Source organism: Bradyrhizobium sp. 1 (genome assembly GCF_023073315.1).
GTDB lineage: Bacteria > Pseudomonadota > Alphaproteobacteria > Rhizobiales > Xanthobacteraceae > Bradyrhizobium.
The window spans coordinates 798373-818042 of record NZ_JADPJH010000033.1; the positions used below are offsets into that span (position 1 = coordinate 798373).

17 protein-coding genes, 2 tRNA genes and 1 pseudogene are annotated in these 19670 nt (G+C 62.0%); 12 read left to right on the forward strand and 8 right to left on the reverse strand.

The features are described from left to right. Positions 1–98: 98 nt before the first annotated feature. From IVB29_RS28820 to IVB29_RS28835, 4 genes and pseudogenes are all read right to left on the reverse strand, one after another. Positions 99–1249: pseudogene (locus tag IVB29_RS28820) on the reverse strand (slipin family protein). A gap of 335 nt (positions 1250–1584) precedes the next feature. Further along, positions 1585–1650: transfer RNA gene (locus IVB29_RS28825), tRNA-Asn, on the reverse strand. A gap of 4 nt (positions 1651–1654) precedes the next feature. After that, positions 1655–1724, reverse strand: a tRNA-Phe gene (locus tag IVB29_RS28830). Positions 1725–1916: 192 nt separating this feature from the next. Next, on the reverse strand, positions 1917–2750 hold the full coding sequence (locus IVB29_RS28835) for a LysR family transcriptional regulator (protein ID WP_247506768.1): 834 nt from the start codon (positions 2748–2750) through the stop codon (positions 1917–1919). A gap of 128 nt (positions 2751–2878) precedes the next feature. On the opposite strand from IVB29_RS28835, the gene IVB29_RS28840 reads away from it, so the two are divergent. The 4 genes from IVB29_RS28840 to IVB29_RS28855 all read left to right on the forward strand — a co-directional run bounded on the left by IVB29_RS28840 (position 2879) and on the right by IVB29_RS28855 (position 6493). After that, positions 2879–3472, forward strand: coding sequence for a cysteine hydrolase family protein (locus IVB29_RS28840; RefSeq protein WP_247506769.1), 594 nt, complete (start codon positions 2879–2881; stop codon positions 3470–3472). Positions 3473–3484: 12 nt separating this feature from the next. Then, positions 3485–4123: a glutathione binding-like protein gene (locus IVB29_RS28845; RefSeq protein ID WP_247506770.1), complete on the forward strand. Its 639-nt coding sequence runs from the start codon at positions 3485–3487 to the stop codon at positions 4121–4123. Between the two features lie 109 nt (positions 4124–4232). Further along, the gene (locus IVB29_RS28850) at positions 4233–5597 is read left to right on the forward strand and encodes a caspase family protein (protein WP_247506771.1); all 1365 of its coding nucleotides are present in this window, start codon (positions 4233–4235) and stop codon (positions 5595–5597) included. 71 nt (positions 5598–5668) lie between these two features. After that, the gene (locus tag IVB29_RS28855; protein ID WP_247506772.1) at positions 5669–6493 is read left to right on the forward strand and encodes an SDR family NAD(P)-dependent oxidoreductase; all 825 of its coding nucleotides are present in this window, start codon (positions 5669–5671) and stop codon (positions 6491–6493) included. 60 nt (positions 6494–6553) lie between these two features. Here IVB29_RS28855 and IVB29_RS28860 read toward each other — a convergent pair whose 3' ends face one another. Then, entirely contained in the window at positions 6554–7624 is a 1071-nt protein-coding gene (locus IVB29_RS28860) for a tlde1 domain-containing protein (RefSeq protein ID WP_247506773.1), read from the reverse strand. A gap of 629 nt (positions 7625–8253) precedes the next feature. Here IVB29_RS28860 and IVB29_RS28865 point away from each other — a divergent pair. Then, positions 8254–8778, forward strand: a complete 525-nt coding sequence (locus tag IVB29_RS28865) for a FecR domain-containing protein (RefSeq protein WP_247506774.1) — start codon at positions 8254–8256, stop codon at positions 8776–8778. A 78-nt stretch (positions 8779–8856) separates the two neighbouring features. Then, the gene (locus IVB29_RS28870; protein WP_247506775.1) at positions 8857–10743 is read left to right on the forward strand and encodes an adenylate/guanylate cyclase domain-containing protein; all 1887 of its coding nucleotides are present in this window, start codon (positions 8857–8859) and stop codon (positions 10741–10743) included. Between the two features lie 2 nt (positions 10744–10745). Here the strand turns inward: IVB29_RS28870 and IVB29_RS28875 are convergent, their stop codons facing one another. After that, the gene (locus IVB29_RS28875) at positions 10746–12071 is read right to left on the reverse strand and encodes a glycosyltransferase (protein WP_247506776.1); all 1326 of its coding nucleotides are present in this window, start codon (positions 12069–12071) and stop codon (positions 10746–10748) included. Between the two features lie 373 nt (positions 12072–12444). Here IVB29_RS28875 and IVB29_RS28880 point away from each other — a divergent pair, with 373 nt between their 5' ends. The 5 genes from IVB29_RS28880 to IVB29_RS28900 all read left to right on the forward strand — a co-directional run bounded on the left by IVB29_RS28880 (position 12445) and on the right by IVB29_RS28900 (position 16528). Further along, positions 12445–13182, forward strand: coding sequence for a class I SAM-dependent methyltransferase (locus tag IVB29_RS28880; protein ID WP_247506777.1), 738 nt, complete (start codon positions 12445–12447; stop codon positions 13180–13182). Further along, complete coding sequence (locus tag IVB29_RS28885; RefSeq protein ID WP_247506778.1) at positions 13179–14021, forward strand: NAD(P)-dependent oxidoreductase; 843 nt, start codon at positions 13179–13181, stop codon at positions 14019–14021. The genes IVB29_RS28880 and IVB29_RS28885 overlap by 4 nt, the downstream gene beginning before the upstream one ends. Further along, positions 14018–14995: an ATP-grasp domain-containing protein gene (locus IVB29_RS28890; protein WP_247506779.1), complete on the forward strand. Its 978-nt coding sequence runs from the start codon at positions 14018–14020 to the stop codon at positions 14993–14995. The genes IVB29_RS28885 and IVB29_RS28890 overlap by 4 nt, the downstream gene beginning before the upstream one ends. After that, positions 14973–15653, forward strand: a complete 681-nt coding sequence (locus tag IVB29_RS28895) for a metallophosphoesterase family protein (protein ID WP_247506780.1) — start codon at positions 14973–14975, stop codon at positions 15651–15653. Before IVB29_RS28890 ends, IVB29_RS28895 begins: the two co-directional genes overlap by 23 nt. A gap of 194 nt (positions 15654–15847) precedes the next feature. Then, on the forward strand, positions 15848–16528 hold the full coding sequence (locus IVB29_RS28900; protein WP_247506781.1) for a TylF/MycF family methyltransferase: 681 nt from the start codon (positions 15848–15850) through the stop codon (positions 16526–16528). A 110-nt stretch (positions 16529–16638) separates the two neighbouring features. Here the strand turns inward: IVB29_RS28900 and IVB29_RS28905 are convergent, their stop codons facing one another. After that, positions 16639–17352 (reverse strand): WbqC family protein, encoded by a 714-nt coding sequence (locus IVB29_RS28905; protein WP_247506782.1) that lies wholly within the window; start codon positions 17350–17352, stop codon positions 16639–16641. A 181-nt stretch (positions 17353–17533) separates the two neighbouring features. After that, positions 17534–18280, reverse strand: coding sequence for a glycosyltransferase family 25 protein (locus IVB29_RS28910; RefSeq protein WP_247506783.1), 747 nt, complete (start codon positions 18278–18280; stop codon positions 17534–17536). Positions 18281–18460: 180 nt separating this feature from the next. On the opposite strand from IVB29_RS28910, the gene IVB29_RS28915 reads away from it, so the two are divergent. After that, positions 18461–19633: a DegT/DnrJ/EryC1/StrS family aminotransferase gene (locus IVB29_RS28915; RefSeq protein ID WP_247506784.1), complete on the forward strand. Its 1173-nt coding sequence runs from the start codon at positions 18461–18463 to the stop codon at positions 19631–19633. Positions 19634–19670 lie beyond the last annotated feature (37 nt).

The following is a 19670-nucleotide window of genomic DNA, read 5'->3' on the forward strand; positions in this document are numbered from 1 at the left end:
ACCCTCGCAGGATTTTGCGTCGCATGGGCCCGCTCACGCGTTCACGGCGAGCGAGGACAACGGAGACATGAAGGGCCGCCCGTGGGCGGCCCTTCGTTTCACGCGCTTTCGGGCGCCTTGAGGCGCACGAGCTTGGTCAGGAGGGCATCGAGGCCCTCGCCGCTAGAGGCATGGAGATCGATGCGCCCGACCTTTTCGACCAGCCGCTCCAGCGACTCCAGCTCCTTGAGCCGCAGCAGCAGGGGGTTCTCCTCCATCAGGCGGGCGGTGTTCAGGAGCGAACGCGTCGCGCGGTCTCCTCCTGCCGGCGGATCAGGTTCGCCTTCGCGAGCCGCTCCGCCTCCACCACCTTGTTCACCAGTTCCCGGATCTCGCCGGGCAGGATCACGTCCTTGACGCCGAGCTCGGTGACCTCCACGCCGGACTCTGCGACGCGTGCACGCACATAGTCGCGCAGCTCCGCATCCAGCGCCGCCTTCGCCGACAGCACCTCGTCCAGCGTCCGGCCCGCGACCGCCTCGCGGATCGCGAACTGCACCAAACGATACAGCCACGCGTCCACGTCGGGCACGGTCGCAACCGTGCGCTCGGGATCGACCACCTTACGGAACGCCGTCAGCGTCACCCGCAGCGCGATGCGATCCTTGGTCAGCATCTCCTGCGCGGTGATCTCGACCGCCTGGGGCCGCAGGTCGAGGCGCTTCACCTCGATCTTGCGGCCGACGGTCCAGAACGCGTGCCGGCCGGGCGCGAGCCGCTCCACGAGCCGCCCCTCGACGTAGAGAAGACCCGCCTCGTGGTTTTCGACCACCGTCTCCATCGAGACGGTCGAACGGTTGCGCTCGATCATGGTCAGATGCCGCGCGCCGACACGGGGATCGCCGGACACATCGATGCGCTCGACATCAATGCGGGTCGCGACCTTCCAGTAGACGCGCACCTGCCAGGGCGTCATCAGATGCACGGGCCGGCCGTCGAGGCTGACGATGGCGATCTCGTCCGCCCTGGTCTCGACCGCCTCGAACAGCTCGGCGACAAGATCAGGCCGCGCGGCCTTCAGCACCGCGTAGCGATCCGCAGGGAATTCGCTGCGGACCACGTCGAACACCTCGGCCTTGAGCTCGTGCAGGGGATCGAACAGCCGGTGCCTGCCGGGCGCGAGCACGCGCACGAGCTGCCCGTTGCGCGTGAGCAAAACACGCTCGCCATCCTTCACCGTCACGTTCAGCATCAGCAAGTGCCAGGTCATGACACGTCTCCTTCGTTTGCGCCCGGCCGGACGCCGGACAATAGGTTTCATTCGCAAAGGAATTGAGGACGCGGACGACGCTTCCCGAAAGATCGACGGGCCGGGGCTTGAGCTTGCACGATGACGGGCGCACGCGCGCGATCGCTCGACGCGTGTCGAGCGGTCATGCGGAGCCACCCGGCATCAGCGCAAGCGGTATCTACCCGCGGCGCAGAGCCGATCTCACAGTGTCTAGGTTCGGACGGAAAGCCTTGCGGCAAAACGGCCGGACTGCGACTGAAGCGCGCGTCCGGTCCCCTTCAGAGGTATCAGCTTTTCAGGCTGAAACGGAGCGCTGGAGCAGGATTCGAACCCGCGACAGGATGAGTAACAGTCATCTGCTCTACCAAACTGAGCTATCCTTTGTGCAAGAGACCGGAATCGAACCGATGCCTTCGGGTGTTCAGCCCGACGCTCTCCATGAGCTACGTCCTGCGTTCTCCTTCATTCGGCGGAACACGAAACCGGAAACCGGCCCGCGCCAGTCGGGATCTCAGAGAGCCCGAACCCATGGCCTAGCGAAGGAGCGGGCTAATAGACGAAGCACGTTCGGGTTGCAAGGGGGAAAGCTGAGATTTCTCGCTGCACGTCTCGCGCTGTGACGCGATCGTCACACCGAAACCTTGCGTCAGTTGCGCGCCATCTCCTGGAAACACGCCCTCACCCAGTCGATCGTCACGCGGGTTGCGGCGTCGCGCTTGAGGTGGTTTTGCACGAGCAGCCAGACGTCGCGCCGCTTCGGCAGCAGCGTGGCACGCAAGCGGCGGTCCCCGAGCAGATCCGCGCAAACATACTCAGGCAACACGCCTGCGGCCTGATGCGCGCGGATCAGGTTGCGGATGACACGAACGTTGTCGGTGACGCAGCGCGCGCGGCCTTGCTTCGAGCGCAGGAATTGCATCTCGGGAATGGCACCGAGTTCGTCCGGATAGGCGCACAGCAATGGCTCGCCCTCGGTCGCGACGGGCTCGAAATAATACAGGCGGATGTCGCCGAGCCGGGAGATCGCGAAGTCTCCCTTGTCAGGCTTGCGCAGCCGGATGGCGAGGTCGGCTTCCCAGCGCGAGAACTTGACGTTCTCGCTCGAGGTGAGGAATTGCAGCGTCAGCCCCGGATTGGCGCGCAGGAAATCGCTCGCGCGCGGCGACAGCACCTCCTCGGCGACCGTGTTGGTGGAGGCGATGCGCAGGCGTCCCACCGGACCGGCCAGGCTCTCGCCGACGCGACCGATCTCGGCGGCATGTGCAGCCATCGCCTCGACATGCGCCAGCACCGCCTCGCAACTCCGCGTCGGCCGGCGCACTCCGTCGGCGGCCTCGAACAGACGCAAACCGAGCGCGCGCTCGATGCGCGACAGCCGGCGCCCGACCGTCGTTTCGTCGATGCGCAGCCGCGCGCTGGCGCCCGCATAGGTGCCCTCGTCCCTGACGGCAGCGATGATGCGCAAATCGTCCCAGTTCATGGCCCGAGGTTATACCGGCCGGGAGCAGCCTGCAATATCGCAGCCACTAGCTGCAATATCCCTGCATATCGGCAGGCATTCCACGGACTATGCTGCCCGCGCCTTTTGCCCTGGAGATTTCCAAAACCATGACGACCGCAAAGACCCTGCTACAGCTCGCCGGTGCCGATCTCGACCTGCCGCGTCTTGCCGACGCCGCGCTGGTGCTGATCGACATCCAGAACGAATATCTCGAAGGTCCTCTCGCTCTGCCCGATGCACGGCCCGCGATCGCGCGGGCGGCGGCACTCCTGGCGCGCGCACGCGAGAGCGGAGCAGCGATCATGCATATCGCCCATCGCGGCAAGGCCGGCAGCCTGTTTGATCGCGGCGCAGACCGCGGCGCCATCGTCGCCGAGCTAAGCCCCCGTGCCGGCGAGCTGGTGATCGAGAAGGAATTGCCGAATGCGTTTGCCGGCACCGATTTGCAGGCGCGCCTTGCCGCAACCGGCAGGGAGAACATCGTGCTGGCCGGCTTCATGACGCATATGTGCGTCTCCTCCACCGCGCGAGCCGCGCTCGACCTCGGCTTTCGCACGACGATCGACGCCGATTCCTGCGCCACGCGCGACCTGCCCGACGGCTGCGGCGGCACGCTGGACGCCCGGATCATCCACGAGGTTGCACTCGCGGAGCTATCCGACCGCTTCGCGATCATCGCGCGCGGCGATGCGCTGACATAACGGAGCGACGCGATGCTGCAACTCTATTTCTCGCCGATGGCCTGCTCGCTCGCGAGCCGCATCGCGCTGATGGAAGCCGGCCTCGATGCGCGCTATCATCAGGTGCATCTCTGGACCAAGCAGGTCGCGGACGACGACAGCGATTTTAAAGGCATCTCGCCGAAGGGCGCGGTGCCGGTGCTGGTGCTTGAGAACGGCGAGCGGCTGACCGAAAGCGCGGCGGTGCTGCAATACATCGCCGACGTGAAACCGGAAGCCGGCCTTGCGCCGCCCTCCGGCGATCCCGATCGCTACCGCCTCCAGGAATGGCTGAGCTTTGTCGGTGCCGAGATCCACAAGGCATTCCTGTTCCCGATCTTCTGGTACAAGGACGACGGCTCGCTCGCCAAGCCACGCGCACGGATCGCGCAGACATTATCGGTGCCATCCGCACACCTTGCGAACCGCGAGTTCCTCGTCGGCGACCGTTTCACGGTCGCGGATGCCCACCTCCTTTGGGCCTTGCTGCTGCTCCGTCCGGCAGGAATCGATGTCGCGCAATGGCCGTCGTTGTCAGCCTATCTCGAACGCATGCAGGCGCGCCCCGCCGTGCGCGAGGCGATCGCAACCGAGATGGCGCTGCGCAAGACCGTGCCGGTGAGCCCGGCGTGACAGGATGTCACGGCCGCCAGATCTGGCGGTTCCACGGCAAGGCCATTGATGCCGGCGCGGCATGCGCTAATCTGGAGGGATATTCTCGATATTTCATTCGGGGGCATTCATGCGTGCTCTTTCCAGATTTTCTCTTTCCGGATTTTCTCTTGCCGGATTTTCTCTTGCCCTCCTCGCCTGCTGGCTGAGCCTCGGTCCTGCATCGGCGGACACGCGCGTTGCGCTGGTGATCGGCAACGGCGCTTATGTCTCTTCGGCGCAGCTTCCGAATCCGTCGCATGATGCCGAGGACGTCGCAAACTCGCTGAGGCGCAGCGGGTTCGAGGTGCTCCAGGGCGTCGACCTGCGCCAGGCCGACATGCAGGACCTGACCATCCGCTTCGCGCGCGCCGCTGTCAGAGCCGACGTCGCCCTGTTCTATTACAGCGGCCATGCGATGCAGTACAACGGCGTGAACTATCTGATGCCTGTCGACGCCGTGTTGAGCGATGAAGCGGACCTCAAGCGCTTCGTGCGGGTCGACGATATCGTGAACGATCTGCAGCAGGCCAAGAATTTGCGCATCCTCGTGCTCGATTCCTGCCGGGACAATCCGCTGGCGGAAAGCCTCAAACGCTCTGCCACGCGCGCCGTCTCGATCGGACGGGGCTTGTCGAAAGTCGAAGCACCGCGCGGCACGATCGTGTCGTTCTCGACGCAGTCAGGACAGGTCGCCGCCGATGGCTCCGGCCGTAACAGCCCCTACACGACCGCGTTCCTGAAACACATCGAGGAGCCGCAGGAAATCGGCGACGTCTTTCGCGACATCAGCAGCGACGTCTATGATGCGAGCGGCAAGAGCCAGCTGCCGGAGCTGTCGCTCTCGATCATCGGCAAGTTCTATCTGAACGGGCCGGTGTCGGTCACGGTGGCACCAGCGGCGCCGCAAGCCGCACCGAAAGCCGATCCTTGCGCTGCCGCCGAGGCGCACTGGAAGGCCGCCGACAGCATCGGCACGCTGGGCGCCTTTGAGGATCATCTCGCGAGATTCCCGAATTGCATCTTCGCCACTCTCGCCAAAGCGCGAATTGAAGGCCTGAAGCAGAAGACGGCGCTGGCGCCTTCAGGCAACGCCAGGACCGGCGGCAGCAAGGATTTTGACGGCAATTGGGACGTGACGTTGAACTGCCAGCCTTCCGGCAAGGCGCAGGGCTTCACCCGGCCTCTGGTCGCCACCGTTGCGAACGGCATATTTCACGCCGAGGCGCAGGGCCAGGGCGGTGTCAACCGGCTGGAGATCGACGGCCAGATCCCGGCGGACGGCAAGACGACGTTGAGTGCGCGCGGCACCACAGGGGCGAGCACCTATACCCTCAACAACCTCGCGCCCGGCTCTCCTTACGCCTTTACGGTCGACGCGCAGTTCGACCGCAGCCGTGGCAGCGGCAAGCGCAACGAGGCGCGAGCCTGCAATCTGGTTTTCGTCAAGCGCTGATCGTGCGATATCGCGCAGTGCAGGCGGGCTCTCCCCCGCAATGGACTGACGTCTCACAACAGGAAAAGATCATGACATCGCATGACGGAACGAAGAGTCTTGCAGGCAAGGTTGCGCTCGTGACCGGCGCGGGGCGCGGGCTCGGCCGCGCCTTTGCGGAGAAGCTCGCCGCGCTCGGCGCAGATGTCGCCATCCACGGCATGCGCGAGAACGGGCCGGCGGAATATGGCGAGGGCACGACGCTCACCGCGGTGGCCGCAGAGATCGGCCAGCAATTCGGCGTCCGCAGCCAGCGCGTGCTCGGCGACCTCACCAAGGGAGAGGACATCGCACGCGTGATTGCCGAGACGGAAGCAGCACTCGGCCCGATCGACATTCTCGTGCACAATGCCGGCGGCGACATCGCGGCCGCTGGCGGCAAGCCCGACCCGAACGACGCGGTCTACATCAAGGAGGCCGATGTGCGCGCGGTGCTGGAGCGCAATCTGCTCTCGACCATCCTGACCTGCCAGGCGGTCGCGAAGGGCATGATGGAACGGAAACGTGGCCGCATCGTCACACTCGGCTCGGTCGCCGCCTTCAAGGGACGCACCCAGGGCTCGATCTATGCGGTGTCGAAGGCCGGCGTGACCCATTACACGCGATGCCTCGCCGACCAGCTCCGCCCCTACGACATCGCCGTCAACTGCATCGCGCCCGGCGATACCCGCACCGGCCGCTTCCTCGGCACGCGCGCGGTGGACGCGAACAGGATGGTCGAGACCGGCACGCTCGACCGCATCGCGACTGTCGACGAGGTCGCGCGCGTCGTCGAGTTCTTTGCAGGTCCCATGGGTGCCTTCGTCTCCGGCCAGGTGCTGCGGATCGACGGCGGTGGGCAGTGCTGGCCGGGCTGAAGCACGAACAGAAAGGGCCGCTGCGAGCGGCCCTTTTCCATTATTCAGAATGGGCTGAGGTCACTCGACCCGCGCCAGCACCGCGAGCTTGCGGATGCCCTTGTTGCGGTAGGCGTCGAGGAATGCGTAATAGTCCTTGAACGACACGCAGCCGTTGGAATCGCCGTTCGGCCCGAGCATGAAAGTGTGGGCGAGCAAGCCGTCGCGACCGTAGATCGCGTTCTCGCCGCCGATCGGGGTCAGGCGCAGCGCAGGTACGCCGTGGAACAGCGCCTCGCGCGGCTTGAGCATGTAGATGTGCGGCGGCGTCACGCCGCGCATGCGGGTGCGCGAGGAGCGCGGATCGTCGAGATTGGAGCCGAGGCCGGAATGCGCCTCGAGCTTGGTGCCGTCGGGCAGGTAAACCATCTTGGCCGTGATGTCATAGACTGCGGTGTCGCGCTCATAGGGCGCCGAACCGCCGAGCATGGGGTTCTGCTCCCTCGGCGCGATGGCAGACGTCACGCTGGCATCGGCGGAAGCATAGGCAAGTAGCCCGCCGGACGGCTCACGCTTGCCCCAGAGCTTGTCCACCATCGACTGGCGCGGACCGGTGATCGACATCACCGCGGCCTTGGCGCGGTCGGCGAAGGATTTTGGCTTTGCCTCGGGGGCCGGCACGATCTCGGCCGGGTCGGCCGAAGCCAGCTGCATCTGCGCATCCGGCGCGCGCTTGGTCTTGTCCGTACCCTTGTCAGCCACCTTGGCCGGGGCCGCCGGCCTCAGCGCTTCCGCGACCTTGGCGATCACGCTCTGCTTCGGGGCCTCGGCAACCCTGGTCGCAGGCGCGGCGCTCGCGGCATTCGAGTCCACGCCTTGCGTGGCCGCCGCGGCAAAACGCTCGTTGAACATCTCGCGCGAGATCGGGGCTGCGACCTGCAAGCGGTCGGGCAGCAGCGCAAAAGCTTCCTTGATGGCGTCGCCCGCCTCGCGCAACGCGACCTTGGGCACGCGCCTGATCACGGGCTCGTCGTAACCGGCGCTACCGACGGTCGGGAAGGCGCTGGCGGCGAAGATGTTGTTGTAGACGGTCCAGCCGGCAAGCACGACGCAGCCGATCACGGCGGCGCCAAGCACGTTTTGGGTGGTCATTTTCCGGGAAGGCTTCCGATATGAATTCTTGCCAGGATTTTTGGACTTACGTGCCGCGTTACTCTGCGCAGCGATACTCGTACTCATTCGCCTTGCGTCCAGAACAGTGTCACTCAGTCCCCCCTTCGAAGTGCCGCTGGTCACGATCCGGGAACAGCATCTCGCAGAGGGTCGGAGCGTCATTAAGGCGACTTTTAGTTAAATGCGGATTAAGTTCGGGCAGATGTGAGGCACCGGGTTAACGCTGTCCCATTTCGAGAAAAAGGCCCGCAGAACTACGGACTTAGCCGCGTCTGTTAACTATAATTCTCGGCCGGATCAACACGGTCAGCGAACCTCTTCCGACCGTCTCTCTAGACGCACCAACCAAGTCCTTTTCGTGGTCTTCAATACCCGGAAGATAGCGGGGAAGCGTTGCGCGGGGCTGGCGCGAGCGCAGCCCGTCGCGCCCCCGTAAGAACGGGAGAGAAGGATAGTCCGCCCTGACTGAAAGTTGATCGCGCCGGACTGGAAAAGACCGGAACGAGGAAATACCTCCGAAAGCGGCACTTTTCAGCAGCCTCTGCGTGTGATACGGTACCGTATCAACATCGCCTTGAACTGTGCCAAGCACGCAAATGGAGGCTGGCATGAGAGGGATCGCGGGCGCTGGTTTTTTTGCTCTGGCGTGGTTGTTTCAGGTGATCGGGTCTGCGAACGCACAGCCTGCTGCCAATGCGGGCTGCACGGCGTCGCCAGCGGCCGCCGGCACGCAGGTTTGGCGCTGCGACAACGGCATCACCATCGTTGCCGAAAGCGGCGCCCGATTTGAACTTAAGGACGCCAACCGCGACGGACATATAGACTCCGTCGAGTTGAGCAGCAAAGCGCTGCTGGTCGAGGTGCCGAAGAAGCCCGGCGGCAATCCCTTCAGGGTGCTGACGCCACAGGCCATCGCCGCGGTGCGCGGTACCAAATGGGCGGTCGATGTCGCAGAGGCCAAAACCTCGGTCTTCGTCGCCAACGGCCGTGTCGGCGTCACCCGCAGGAGCCGCGGACGCGGCGTCGTGCTCGGGCCGGGAGAAGGCGTCGACGTCGAGGCAACCGGCCCGCTGACCGTCAAGACATGGGGCCAGCCGCGCGTCGACGCGCTGATGGCGAGACTTGGTCAGTAACGAGACTGGGCCAATACGATCTGAACAATTGAGGCTCGCGCAGCAAGGCGCGGGCGACAAAAAAGATTGCAGCACGTCATGACGAGACGCTTTCAGATCCTGGTGGCCCTCACTCTCACCGCGCTGTGGGGCGCGGGCATTTATGCCGCTCACGCCAACGGCCGCCTGCGCTTTCTCGATCGCCTCGAGGCAACGCTGACCGATTTGCGGACGCAGATCCGCGGCGTGCAAGTTCCGCCCGATCTCGTCACCATCGTCGCGATCGACGACACCGTGGTCAAACGCGGCGGCAGCTATCCGCTGCCGCGCGCCGATCTCGCCCGTGTCGTCGACACCATCGTTCAGTTCAAGCCGAAGGTCGTCGCGATCGACCTGCTGCTGGTCGACCGCAGCGCCGCGATCGGCGACGCCACGCTGGCCAATACGCTAGCTACCGGTCCCGTGGTGCTTGCCGCCGCGGCGATCTTCCCGTCCGCCAGCGAGACGGTGGAGCCGGGCAGCCAGGGTCCCCTCGCCGCCCTGCCGCAGGCCGAGCGTTTCCTGCTGCCGCTGCCGGCCTTCGCCGATCACGCCGAGGTCGGCGTCGTCAACGTCGCCACCGGACAATCGGGCTCGCCGCTCTCGGTGCCGATGCTGTTCCGGACCCGCGACAAGGTCGAGCTGTCATTCCCGTTGCGGGTCGCAACGCGCGCGCTCGACCAGCCGCTGACGATTAGGCCCGATCAACTCATGCTCGGCGATCGCGCGGTGCCGACCGACACCGATTTCGCGCTGCCGATCACCTATTACGGGCCGCGCCGCACCATCCGCACCGTCAGCGCGCAGAGCATCTTCGACGGCACACTCAATCGCGCGGCGATCGAGAACCGGATCGTCGTGATCGGCGCCGCGGTCGCCGGCGGCGGCGACTTCTATCCGACGCCGTTCGATTCCCTGATGCCCGGCGTCGAGGTGGTCTCGACCGCGATCACGCATCTCGTCGCCGGCGACAACATCGTGCGCGACCGCAAGGTTCACATCGCCGACGCGCTCACCGCGATCCTGCTGCCGATGCTGCTGGTCGGCCTGCTCGCCTGGCGGCGCAGCGCATTCGGCATCGTCGCGGCAGCCGTAGTGATGATCGCGTGGGGCGGGCTCAATCTGTTCGCGTTCACGCACGGCGTCTGGCTGAATGCAGCAACGACGCTCGCTGCCGCCGTGCCGCCGGTCGCCGTGTTTGCAGGCGTGCAGCTGTGGACCGGCGGCCGCCGCACCCAATATTTCGCCGCCAAGAGCCGGTCGCTCGCGCAATTTCAGGCACCGGCCGTTCAGGACTGGCTGACGCGCGATCCGAACTTTCTGTCCACGCCGGTCCGGCAGGATGCGGCCGTCGTCTTTATCGATCTCTCGGGCTTCACGGCGCTGAGCGAAGGAATCGACCCGGACGAGCTCCAGGATCTGCTGAAGGCGTTTCACGCGCTGATCGACAAGGCCGCGGTCGATTGCGGCGGTCTGATCACCGGGTTTCTCGGCGACGGCGCCATGCTCCTGTTCGGCCTGCCACACGCGATGCCCGACGACGCGGCGCGCGCGCTGAAATGTTCGATCGACCTGTATCGCAGTGTCGACCGCTGGATCGCTTCGCTGCCGTCAGCGATCCGCGGCCAGCTCGGTTTCAAGATCGGCACGCATTTCGGCCCGATCATCGCCTCCCGCCTCGGCGAAAGCCACCAGCACATCACGGCGACGGGCGACACCGTCAACGTCGCGAGCCGCTTGATGGAGGTTGCCGCCCAGAACTGTGCGTGGCTCGCGCTGACCGATACGCTGCTGGACGCGGCCGACTTCCACGGCGCCCCCGATGGCATCCTGACAGGTCCCCTGCTCACGCAGGTCCGTGGCCGCTCCGGCATCGTGACCGTCTGGTTCTGGCGCGACCAGAACAGGCCGAGCCAGACCGCCGCCAGGGCTGAGATGATCGACTGAAATCAGCTCGGTTCGAGAACCAGCTTCTTGAGATGACCCGCAACGCTCTGGTCGGAGACAGCATCGAGGCGCAGCCCCCGCTCGGCCCACATCTTTTCCCACAGATGCACACCCGTGACACGGGGATCGCTCAACAGCTCGAAGCCCGCCCGGCCTTCGGTGGCGAATAAATCCACTTCATGCCAGTCGATCGCATTGAAGGTCGTCGGCGGCAGTATGGATGAGAGGAGCTGCTGGTCGTCTGACCCGAGCAGATATTCGCTCAGCAACAGCGGCCCGACCGCACCGTATTCGACGCGCCGTTCGGTGAAGAGACGCTGAAGCGACAGGGCATACAGGTTCGCCATATGTAGCGAGCCCTTGGGCGCCCGCATCACGCCGCCGACGCAGACATGGCCGTTCTCGACACCGGACCATTGCGTTGAAAACACGTGCTGCGCGCCGAAATCCAGCGGCTTGACGAGAACGATGTCCGTATCGAGCCACCACCCGCCAAATTGCTGAAGGACGGCATAGCGGAAGATGTCGCTGAAGTAGCGGATCTCGCTGTGCACGACAGCATGTTGGTAGGTCGAACGCGGCACCACGCTTTCGGCGTCGGCCACCATGACTCCTGATGGCACAAGCGCCTGCATCGTGGCCACGTCATCGTAAGTATACAGCGTGACCGGATGGCCCTGCCGGATCATCGACCGAAGCGCGAGATGCGACATCGCGCTCGGCAACGCGTCCGACCAGAAGCAATGAATGGGATCGCGGACCTCGTCCGCCGCCGCGCGATTCTGGAGATGAGCATTGAATTGCCCGGTCAGCGCATTCCAGCCGCTTCGCGGCGCAGAACGGCACTCAGCCAGGAACGGCATTTTCTGATAGGCCCGCGCGATCACGAAGCAAAGGCTCGCCTGGTTGGCATGCCCCGCCCGGCTCAAGGCATGGCCATAGTTCTCCCAGATCGAAGGATCGACGGGATCGAGGTCCACCGCGCGCTGAAACGCCTCCAGGGCCTGCTCCTGCAGTCCCTTGCCCTGCAGGGCCGTCCCGAACGTCGCGAGATAAGTCGCCTTCATCTCGTTCGTGAGCGCACGGCCGGCCCACTTGATGGCGGCATCGTAGTCGCCGCTGAGCAGAGACACGCCGGCCATCAGATGAAGCAAGCCGGCATGGTTCGCGTCTGCGGCCAGCCCTTCCCGACAGCGCGCTTCGGCCTGTGCGAGCTCGCCGGTTCGCAAGTGCTGAAGACAGATCTGATAGTATTCATCCCGCGTCAGCAAAGACGGCTCCGTCGAGACCTCGTTTGCTCTTGCCAGAGTGCCGTCGTGATAATTCATCGGGGACCTTCCGGATCATGGGAGAGCGGGCAGCAGACCGATTCCCGGGACGTCAGGAAGGCTGCCGCTTCTCTAGCTATCCGCTGGAGCTTGCTTGAAGCTTGACACCGCTTTCGCCTCACCGCGCCGGCGCGTGGCGAATCAAGGGGGCCGTTGATATGCCTGCAAGCAGCGATCGGCGCACTTCACCCGATCCTTGAATCTGGTCCTTGCATGAAGAGCCTCGTCGTCAATCTCAACCGCCGGCCGGAGAAGCACAAGAGCTTCCCGAGACTGAATGCCGGGACGCGGATCGCCCTCGGACGATTTGAGGCATTTGATAGCACATCGAATTCGGGTGGAGAGACTCCATGAATTCGGGTGGAGAGACTCCATGAACGGTCGATTGGATGTCCATGTCGCCGCCTATCAAGGCAAGAACATCTACGATTTCGACAACGAAATCGCGTTGACCTGGTATCCAAAGCGGATTGCGCATGCCGTCAAGGATCCACGCGCCGTGCTGGATCTCGGACTGGGGCACGGCTTTGCAACCGAGATTTTTTCGGACGGCTCCGGGCGCCATGTTGTTCTCGAAGGATCTCCCGCCGTCATCCAGAATTTCAAGCTGAGATTTCCGGACAACAAAAGCGAGGTCATCGAAACCTATTTCGAAGAGTTCGACACGGACGAAAGATTCGATCTCATCGTCATGGGGTTCGTCCTCGAGCATGTCGACGACCCCCTGCTGATCCTCAACCGCTTCAGGACATTCCTCGCGCCCGCAGGCAAGCTTTTTGTGGCGGTCCCCAATGCCGAGGTCATGAACCGAAGGCTTGGACATCTTGCGGGGATGCTTCCCGACATGGAGGCGCTTTCAGAGAACGACCGAGTCCTCGGGCACAAGCGGTATTTTACAGTCGATACACTCACGACGCTGGTGAGTGATGCCGGTTACACAATTGAAAAACTGGAGGGGATCTACCTGAAACCCTTCGCGACAAGTCAGATCCTGTCGTTAAATCTAGACACCAAGATCATTCAGGCCTTGTGCGAGATGGGAATTGAATATCCGGAACTCTCCTGCGGAATTCTGGCTCAACTCGCGCCGGTCGATGCGGCCCGGCCATGAGAGTGCTGATCGTCGGGGGCACCTCTTCGCTCGCACAGACGCTTATCCCCTTCCTTCGCGCGCGGTGCGAAGTGTTGACGGCCGGGCGCAAGGGCTGCGATGTCGAACTGGACCTGTGTTCGCGTGACATTCAGATTCCCGACGGAATCGATTGCGTCGTGAACATGGCCGCGGCTTTCGGGGGCAAGGAACTGCCGGACGCGCTGCAAGCGATGGACGTCAACGTGCTTGGCTTGATGAAGCTCTGCCACGCCAGCTCAAGGGCGGGCGCGAAGCATCTCGTGCACATCTCCAGCATCTTTGCCGATCTCAGGAACGACTCTCCCTTCTTCGGAGCCTACGCACTCTCAAAGAGGCATTCCGAAGACGTCGCACAATTTTACGGCCGGGAACTCCGGCTGCCGGTCGCCGTGCTAAAACCTTCGCAGATCTATGGTGTGGGATCAGGGTTTCGAAGGCATCAGCCATTCCTGTACACCATCATGGACAAGGCCCAGAGCCATGAAGACATAATTCTTTTTGGTTCGAATGACCCGTTGAGGAATTTCATTCACGCCGAGGACGTGGCCAAAATCATCTCGGCTGCCGTCGTGATGAAACTCGAAGGCACCTATCACTGCGTGAACCCCGACAACGTCACCTATTCGCAAATTGCGGCGGCGGCCATTTCGGCCTTTGAAAGCGAAAGCAAGGTCGCGTTCCTGAAAGACAAGCCTGACATCCCAAGCAATGGCTTTGCTTGCGATGAGACATTGTTCCGACTGCTCGACTATTTTCCCCGCATCTCCATGGCGCAGGGAATGCAGATGGAAGCGGCTCATCGAAGGCAGCCGTCATGAGAACCATATTGGTTTCGGGCGCCGCCGGAATCGTCGGCTACGGAATTTTACGCTCCCTGAAACGGTCGAGCAGGCCGATGAAGCTCGTCGGTACCTCGATCTATGCCGACTCGGTAGCGCCGGGATTTTGCGACGTTTTTGAACGGGTGCCCAGGACGGATGCGCCGGACTACCTTGATTGGTTTCTTGCGCTACTGCGCGAGCATCAGGTCGACGTGGCGATCCCCGGCATCGATGCAGACATGTACAAATGGGCGGATCGACGGGCTGAGATTGAATCGACCGGAACCAAGGTCGTCACGAATTCCCCCGACCTGATTGCCAAATGCTCCGACAAATGGGCGTTTTACGAGCGCCAGCTGGAGCTGAATCTGCGCTATGCGATCCCGAGCTATCTGGACATGGACTTCGATTTTCTCACGGAGACATGCGGCCTGCCGTTCCTGCTCAAACCTCGCCGGGGTTTTGGATCCAAGGGAATCGTGGTGGTCGCGACTGCCGAGCAATTTGCCGGAATTGATCCCGCGACAAAAACGACACTGATGGCCCAGCCCATCGTCGGACGCGATGACGAGGAATTCACGGTGTCCGCGTTTTGCGATGGTCTTGGAAGCTTTTCGGCCATCATGGCGCTGCGGCGAAAACTCTCCAGGGAAGGATTCACCGAGAAAGCCGAGGTTGTCGATCAGGCGGACTTTTCCGATGCGGTTCGGGATTTATGCCGCGGGTTTTCTCCCGTTGGCCCCACCAACTTTCAGTTTCGCAAGACTGACCACGGCTTGAAGTTGCTTGAGATCAATCCGAGGATCTCTTCGTCGACGTCGATCCGCGCCGCCTTTGGCTACAACGAAAGCCTGATGGCGGTTGAAATGGCCATCGAGAACCGGATGCCGGTCCAGCCGGATATCAAGCGCGGTCGAGCCGTCCGCTACACCGAGGATCATATCTTCTATGAAGATCGCGTTCATCTCTGACATCCATGGAAATTTCGAGGCGCTGACGGCGGTTCTGGCCGAACTCGATCGCATGCGTGTCACCGAGATTGTCTGCGTGGGCGACGTGGTCGGCTACTATTCCCAGGTCAACGAATGCTGCGACGAGCTGAAACGGCGCGGCGTCAGAAGCCTTCTTGGCAACCATGACTGGTACCTGGGCTTCGGCGGCTTTTGCGTGAGATCCAAAAGCGTCAACGATTGCCTTGCCTATCAGAGGAAGAAGATCACGTCCGAGAATCTGAATTGGCTCAGGACGTTCGGGGTGCACATGCAGGTGGGGGACGCTCAAATCGTCCATGGTGGATGGTCGGATCCGATCGACGAATACCTTAGGGAGCCCGACGAAGCCTATTTTGCGCCACTGCCCGGCCGCATTTTCGTCAGCGGACATACCCACGTGCAAAGTCTCCATCACTTCGCCGGACAGACCTATTGCAATCCCGGATCGGTCGGACAACCGCGCGACGGCGATCCACGGGCGGCGTTTGCGACATTCGACGGCAAGAGCTTCGAACTGCATCGGGTCGAGTACAACATGCGAAAGGTATTCGAGCTGATGGAAGCCGCAGGCTTCAACGACTATTACTACGGCGGACTGAAGACCGGCGCGACACGGCTTCGACGGCTTGAGGATTAAGATCCTGTCACGGCCACAAGATATCGGTCGATCCACAACTCGCGTTGCCTTACTCCGAATCAAGACGAAACTTCACCTCCAGTTGGCATTGAATCGAGAGCGCATTTATGAAATCAGAAACCCCCAAGGACGCCCAGAATTTTACCTATGCCTCCTCGGAGGAAGCGACTGCCTATGGCCGGCTGCAGGACCTGATGAAGACGTCGCCGCTGCCTCAGCGTGAATTGCACGCAAATCTCGGCCTGTTCCTGAATCGCGCATCGCTGGCGCGCATTCTCTTCATGCACGATCTCTATTTGAAGGCCCTGCGCACGCATGGCGTCATCATGGAATTCGGCGTGCGCTGGGGGCAGAACATGGCGCTGTTCACGCAGATGCGCCACATCTACGAGCCGTACAACATGAGCCGAAAGGTTGTCGGCTTCGACACGTTCGAAGGATTCCCGTCGGTAGCTGCCCAGGACGGGGATTTCGACGGCTTGAAGGTCGGCGGACTGAACGTCACGCCGAACTACGAGCAGGTGCTTACGGAGATACTGTCGACGCAGGAGCGACTTGCCCCGCGCAGTCACATCCGCAAGTTCGAACTGGTCAAGGGCGATGTGAACGACACTCTTCCTTCATATCTGGAAAAGCACCCCGAGACGATCATCGCGCTGGCGTATTTCGACCTTGATCTCTACGAACCGACGAAAAGATGCCTCGAACTCATTCGCCCTTATCTGGCGAAGAACAGCATCGTCGGGTTTGACGAGTTGGTCCTGGCAGAGAATCCCGGGGAGACTCTGGCGTTGCGCGAGGCATGGGGCACGCGAGGATATCGCATTTGCCGTAGCACGATCTCGCCACAGCAGAGTTACGTCGTGTTCGAGTAATTTATCGGTTCGACGCGGGCCCGTTACAGGGCGCACCCAGCGCGGCCTCCGTCAAAGCGCTATATCCGGTATTCAAGTCCATGCCCTCCGGCAATCGGGAGGTGGCGTTGTCACATTCGCTCGTGTCCGACCAGGTCATAGTTATCGATTATGGCTTCGTGCAACTTCGAAACCGAATTGAACATCAGCAAGTCCACAATCGAAAGATACGGCACATGGGCTTGCCCGAACTGCTCATAGGGAAACGGCCGTGCTCGAAGGGCCTTAAATTCGATTCCGCGGGCACTAAAGGCTTCAGACTCGTAGAGTTCCAGGCCGCCAATCGCATTGATGTATCGTTGCGCGCCTTCCGCCTGGCACAATGCGAGCACCTTGTCCTGAAATTTGAGTGAATGGTCGATGGGAACCTCGGACGAGATCTTGAAGGTGGTCTTCAACCCCAGATGTGCGCAGGTCATCCGCAGCGAATTGAAGAGATAGCGAAACAGATTGGGGTCTTGGAAGCCGACAATTTCCTCCAGAAGCGGAAAGGTTTCCTTGAAGAAGGGCGCGGTGCGATAGGCCCCCTGCCATTGATTGAGCAGCTTTGCCCGGTCGAAATCCGCCGCCAGCTCCCTGTCACGAATATCCAGGGCATCCGAATCCTTCTTCAACGGAAGTGAGAACAAGGCGTCCTTTCCGTTGACCAGCATGCGGTTGCGGTTGATCCAGCCCTTCTTCACATACTTGATATTGTCGTAGACAATGAAGAGATCGACCGCTCCAATGAGCTGGTAGTAGCCGATGTAGGGGAGGAAATACGGCTGCATGATCGCGAGTTTCATCGTGTGCGACGCCCTGCTCATGTGACGACATTCGTTTCGGCAACTTCATCCACCACGGCCGAATCCAGATCGTGGTAGATCGACAGCGAGAGACGGCCGGCGCGGAACATCCCCCTCCAGCAATAATGAACGAGTCTCAACGTTCGTCAGCTCTCTCCGGGTAGGTCAACGCAGTGCCCACCTACCCCCAAACTCGTGCATCGTGAGTAAAGGTCGTCGAAGTCGCGTTGTTATTGCGGGGCACCACAAGCGGTGCGAAGCAAGCGTACGCTTTGATGAAGCGATAGATGCTGTTCCCCATTCCATCCAGACCAATCGTTGGCAGCACACGGTTGCCGAGTGCCTCGACTTTGACCGACCGATTGTCCATCGGATAACACAACTCCAAGAGCTTCCCCGCTCCCGCAGGCGATATCAACGACCCGGCTGGACCGAAACAGCAGTTGAGCCGGAGCGCAGCGACTTGGGAATTCGCTCTTTGGAAGGCGGCATCGGTCTGGTCATCTGGATGCTGAGGCCTGAAGGTCATCATCGACTTCATGCCCGGCGCCAGTTCGAGATCGAGCACCGAATCCGTGTTGCAGCCGAGAACCAGAAGATGCCAGTCCTCGAGGGACGGAAGCAGCGCCGCCAGGCGCGCAATGATGTCGTGGCGGATCGCGCAATCGTCCTCGAACACAAGGGCCGGTTCGTTCTGTTTGGCGATCCAGTTCAATATCCGCCACAGTGAAGCGGCACCGCCAACGGCTCCCCTGGTGAACTGGGCGCCGGGAGCAACGAGCCGCATCGCCATCACCTCCTGATCGCTCATCTCCAGCCCGTTGGACGCGGAGAAGCGCTCGAAGGCGATTCCACAACCTGCATTCCGCTTCAGAAACCTCTCGTATTTCTCTGGATCGCGGTCGAGATTGATGACGAAGTTCTTCATTGCCAAGAGTACCGTGAGCGATTGGATACAGGTTGGCGACACTAGAATATTGATTCGCCAGTCGCGGCTAGTCTAAAACGCCCATGTCAATGGCGCCCCCCGTCGCACACGAATGCTCCACACAAGTCTCGCTCTATATCGGTAACCAGTCACAGACTGTATCGATGATCAGGACTCGAGATGACTGCCGCGGTGCCGCTTGACTCTCTAACGCCGCTCGCCAGGAGCCCGCTCCATATCGTGCGTCCAAGGTTTCCAAGAACAGAGCAGTTCTTGGCCGCTTTTGAGACAGCGCTGGAGACCGGCCAAGTCACGAACAATTCGCGTTGGGTCGTCGAATTCGAGACGCGCTTGAGTGAGTATCTCGGCGTCCCGACCCTGGTTTTCTGCAATGGCCAGATCGGCATGATGGCCATGCTGAGGGCCGCGGGAATCTCCGGCGGCGAAGTGATCGTGCCCTCATTCACCTTCAGCGCCACTCCGCATGCTGTCAGATGGGTCGGCGCCGAACCGGTGTTTGCGGACATTCTCGATGACATGACCATGCGCCTCGACCCCGATGATGTGGAGCGCAGGATCACGGACCGTACGGTCGCCATCCTCGCCGTCGACGCTTATGGGGTCGCCAGCGATTACGCTGCGCTTGCTCGCATCGCCGAGCGCCACAAGCTGAAATTTCTCGTCGATAGCGCGCCCTCGTTCGGCACGCGCGTCAATGGGCAGCTGGTGGGAGGCTGCGCAGATGCGCAGATGTTCAGCTTCCACGCCACCAAGGCTTTCGCAACGATGGAAGGCGGGTGCGTCTGCAGCCACGACGCGGAATTGCTCGCGCGCGTCAAGGCGATGCGCAATTTCGGGCAAGTCGATGGCGCCGACTGTCACGAGCCGGGTTTGAACGGGAAGATGCTGGAGATATCGGCCATCATCGGCCTCGAGCAACTCAAGACGTTCGAGCAGGCCATTGCGACGCGCCGCCAGGCGGTCGCGCGCATGCGGACCGGCCTTTCCAAATTTCCAGGGTTGCTCGTGGGGCAAGAGCCCGCAAACGTGCAAACGAACTGGCTCTATCTGCCGGTCGTCGTCATCGCCAAGGAATTCGGACTCGACCGTGATGCGCTGGCATCCGCGCTCGAGAAGCACAACGTCTTCGTCCGGAAGTATTACAGCCCGCCCTGCCACCACATGACGGCTTACAACACGCAGAAAGAGGTGAAGTTGGATGTGACGGAGAGGGTCGCTTACAACGTCGTTGCGCTGCCGGTCTACAACGACATGACCGACGCAGAATGCGATCTCATCGTTGCCGCCATCCAGTACGCGCGCCAATCAGCGCGAAACGGAACCAAGCTCTAGTCGCAAAATCGCACCTTACCCGATGCCTCCAGGAACA

What these genes read in the sequence shown, in the direction of transcription:
- IVB29_RS28835 (WP_247506768.1), bottom strand. Translation starts at nt 2,750, where the DNA reads ATGAACTGGGACGATTTGCGCATCATCGCTGCCGTCAGGGACGAGGGC.
- IVB29_RS28915 (WP_247506784.1), top strand. Translation starts at nt 18,461, where the DNA reads ATGACTGCCGCGGTGCCGCTTGACTCTCTAACGCCGCTCGCCAGGAGC.
- IVB29_RS28890 (WP_247506779.1), top strand. Translation starts at nt 14,018, where the DNA reads ATGAGAACCATATTGGTTTCGGGCGCCGCCGGAATCGTCGGCTACGGA.
- IVB29_RS28880 (WP_247506777.1), top strand. Translation starts at nt 12,445, where the DNA reads ATGAACGGTCGATTGGATGTCCATGTCGCCGCCTATCAAGGCAAGAAC.
- IVB29_RS28910 (WP_247506783.1), bottom strand. Translation starts at nt 18,280, where the DNA reads ATGAAGAACTTCGTCATCAATCTCGACCGCGATCCAGAGAAATACGAG.
- IVB29_RS28900 (WP_247506781.1), top strand. Translation starts at nt 15,848, where the DNA reads ATGAAGACGTCGCCGCTGCCTCAGCGTGAATTGCACGCAAATCTCGGC.
- IVB29_RS28885 (WP_247506778.1), top strand. Translation starts at nt 13,179, where the DNA reads ATGAGAGTGCTGATCGTCGGGGGCACCTCTTCGCTCGCACAGACGCTT.
- IVB29_RS28840 (WP_247506769.1), top strand. Translation starts at nt 2,879, where the DNA reads ATGACGACCGCAAAGACCCTGCTACAGCTCGCCGGTGCCGATCTCGAC.
- IVB29_RS28865 (WP_247506774.1), top strand. Translation starts at nt 8,254, where the DNA reads ATGAGAGGGATCGCGGGCGCTGGTTTTTTTGCTCTGGCGTGGTTGTTT.
- IVB29_RS28870 (WP_247506775.1), top strand. Translation starts at nt 8,857, where the DNA reads ATGACGAGACGCTTTCAGATCCTGGTGGCCCTCACTCTCACCGCGCTG.
- IVB29_RS28855 (WP_247506772.1), top strand. Translation starts at nt 5,669, where the DNA reads ATGACATCGCATGACGGAACGAAGAGTCTTGCAGGCAAGGTTGCGCTC.
- IVB29_RS28850 (WP_247506771.1), top strand. Translation starts at nt 4,233, where the DNA reads ATGCGTGCTCTTTCCAGATTTTCTCTTTCCGGATTTTCTCTTGCCGGA.
- IVB29_RS28860 (WP_247506773.1), bottom strand. Translation starts at nt 7,624, where the DNA reads ATGACCACCCAAAACGTGCTTGGCGCCGCCGTGATCGGCTGCGTCGTG.
- IVB29_RS28875 (WP_247506776.1), bottom strand. Translation starts at nt 12,071, where the DNA reads ATGAATTATCACGACGGCACTCTGGCAAGAGCAAACGAGGTCTCGACG.
- IVB29_RS28905 (WP_247506782.1), bottom strand. Translation starts at nt 17,352, where the DNA reads ATGAAACTCGCGATCATGCAGCCGTATTTCCTCCCCTACATCGGCTAC.
- IVB29_RS28845 (WP_247506770.1), top strand. Translation starts at nt 3,485, where the DNA reads ATGCTGCAACTCTATTTCTCGCCGATGGCCTGCTCGCTCGCGAGCCGC.
- IVB29_RS28895 (WP_247506780.1), top strand. Translation starts at nt 14,973, where the DNA reads ATGAAGATCGCGTTCATCTCTGACATCCATGGAAATTTCGAGGCGCTG.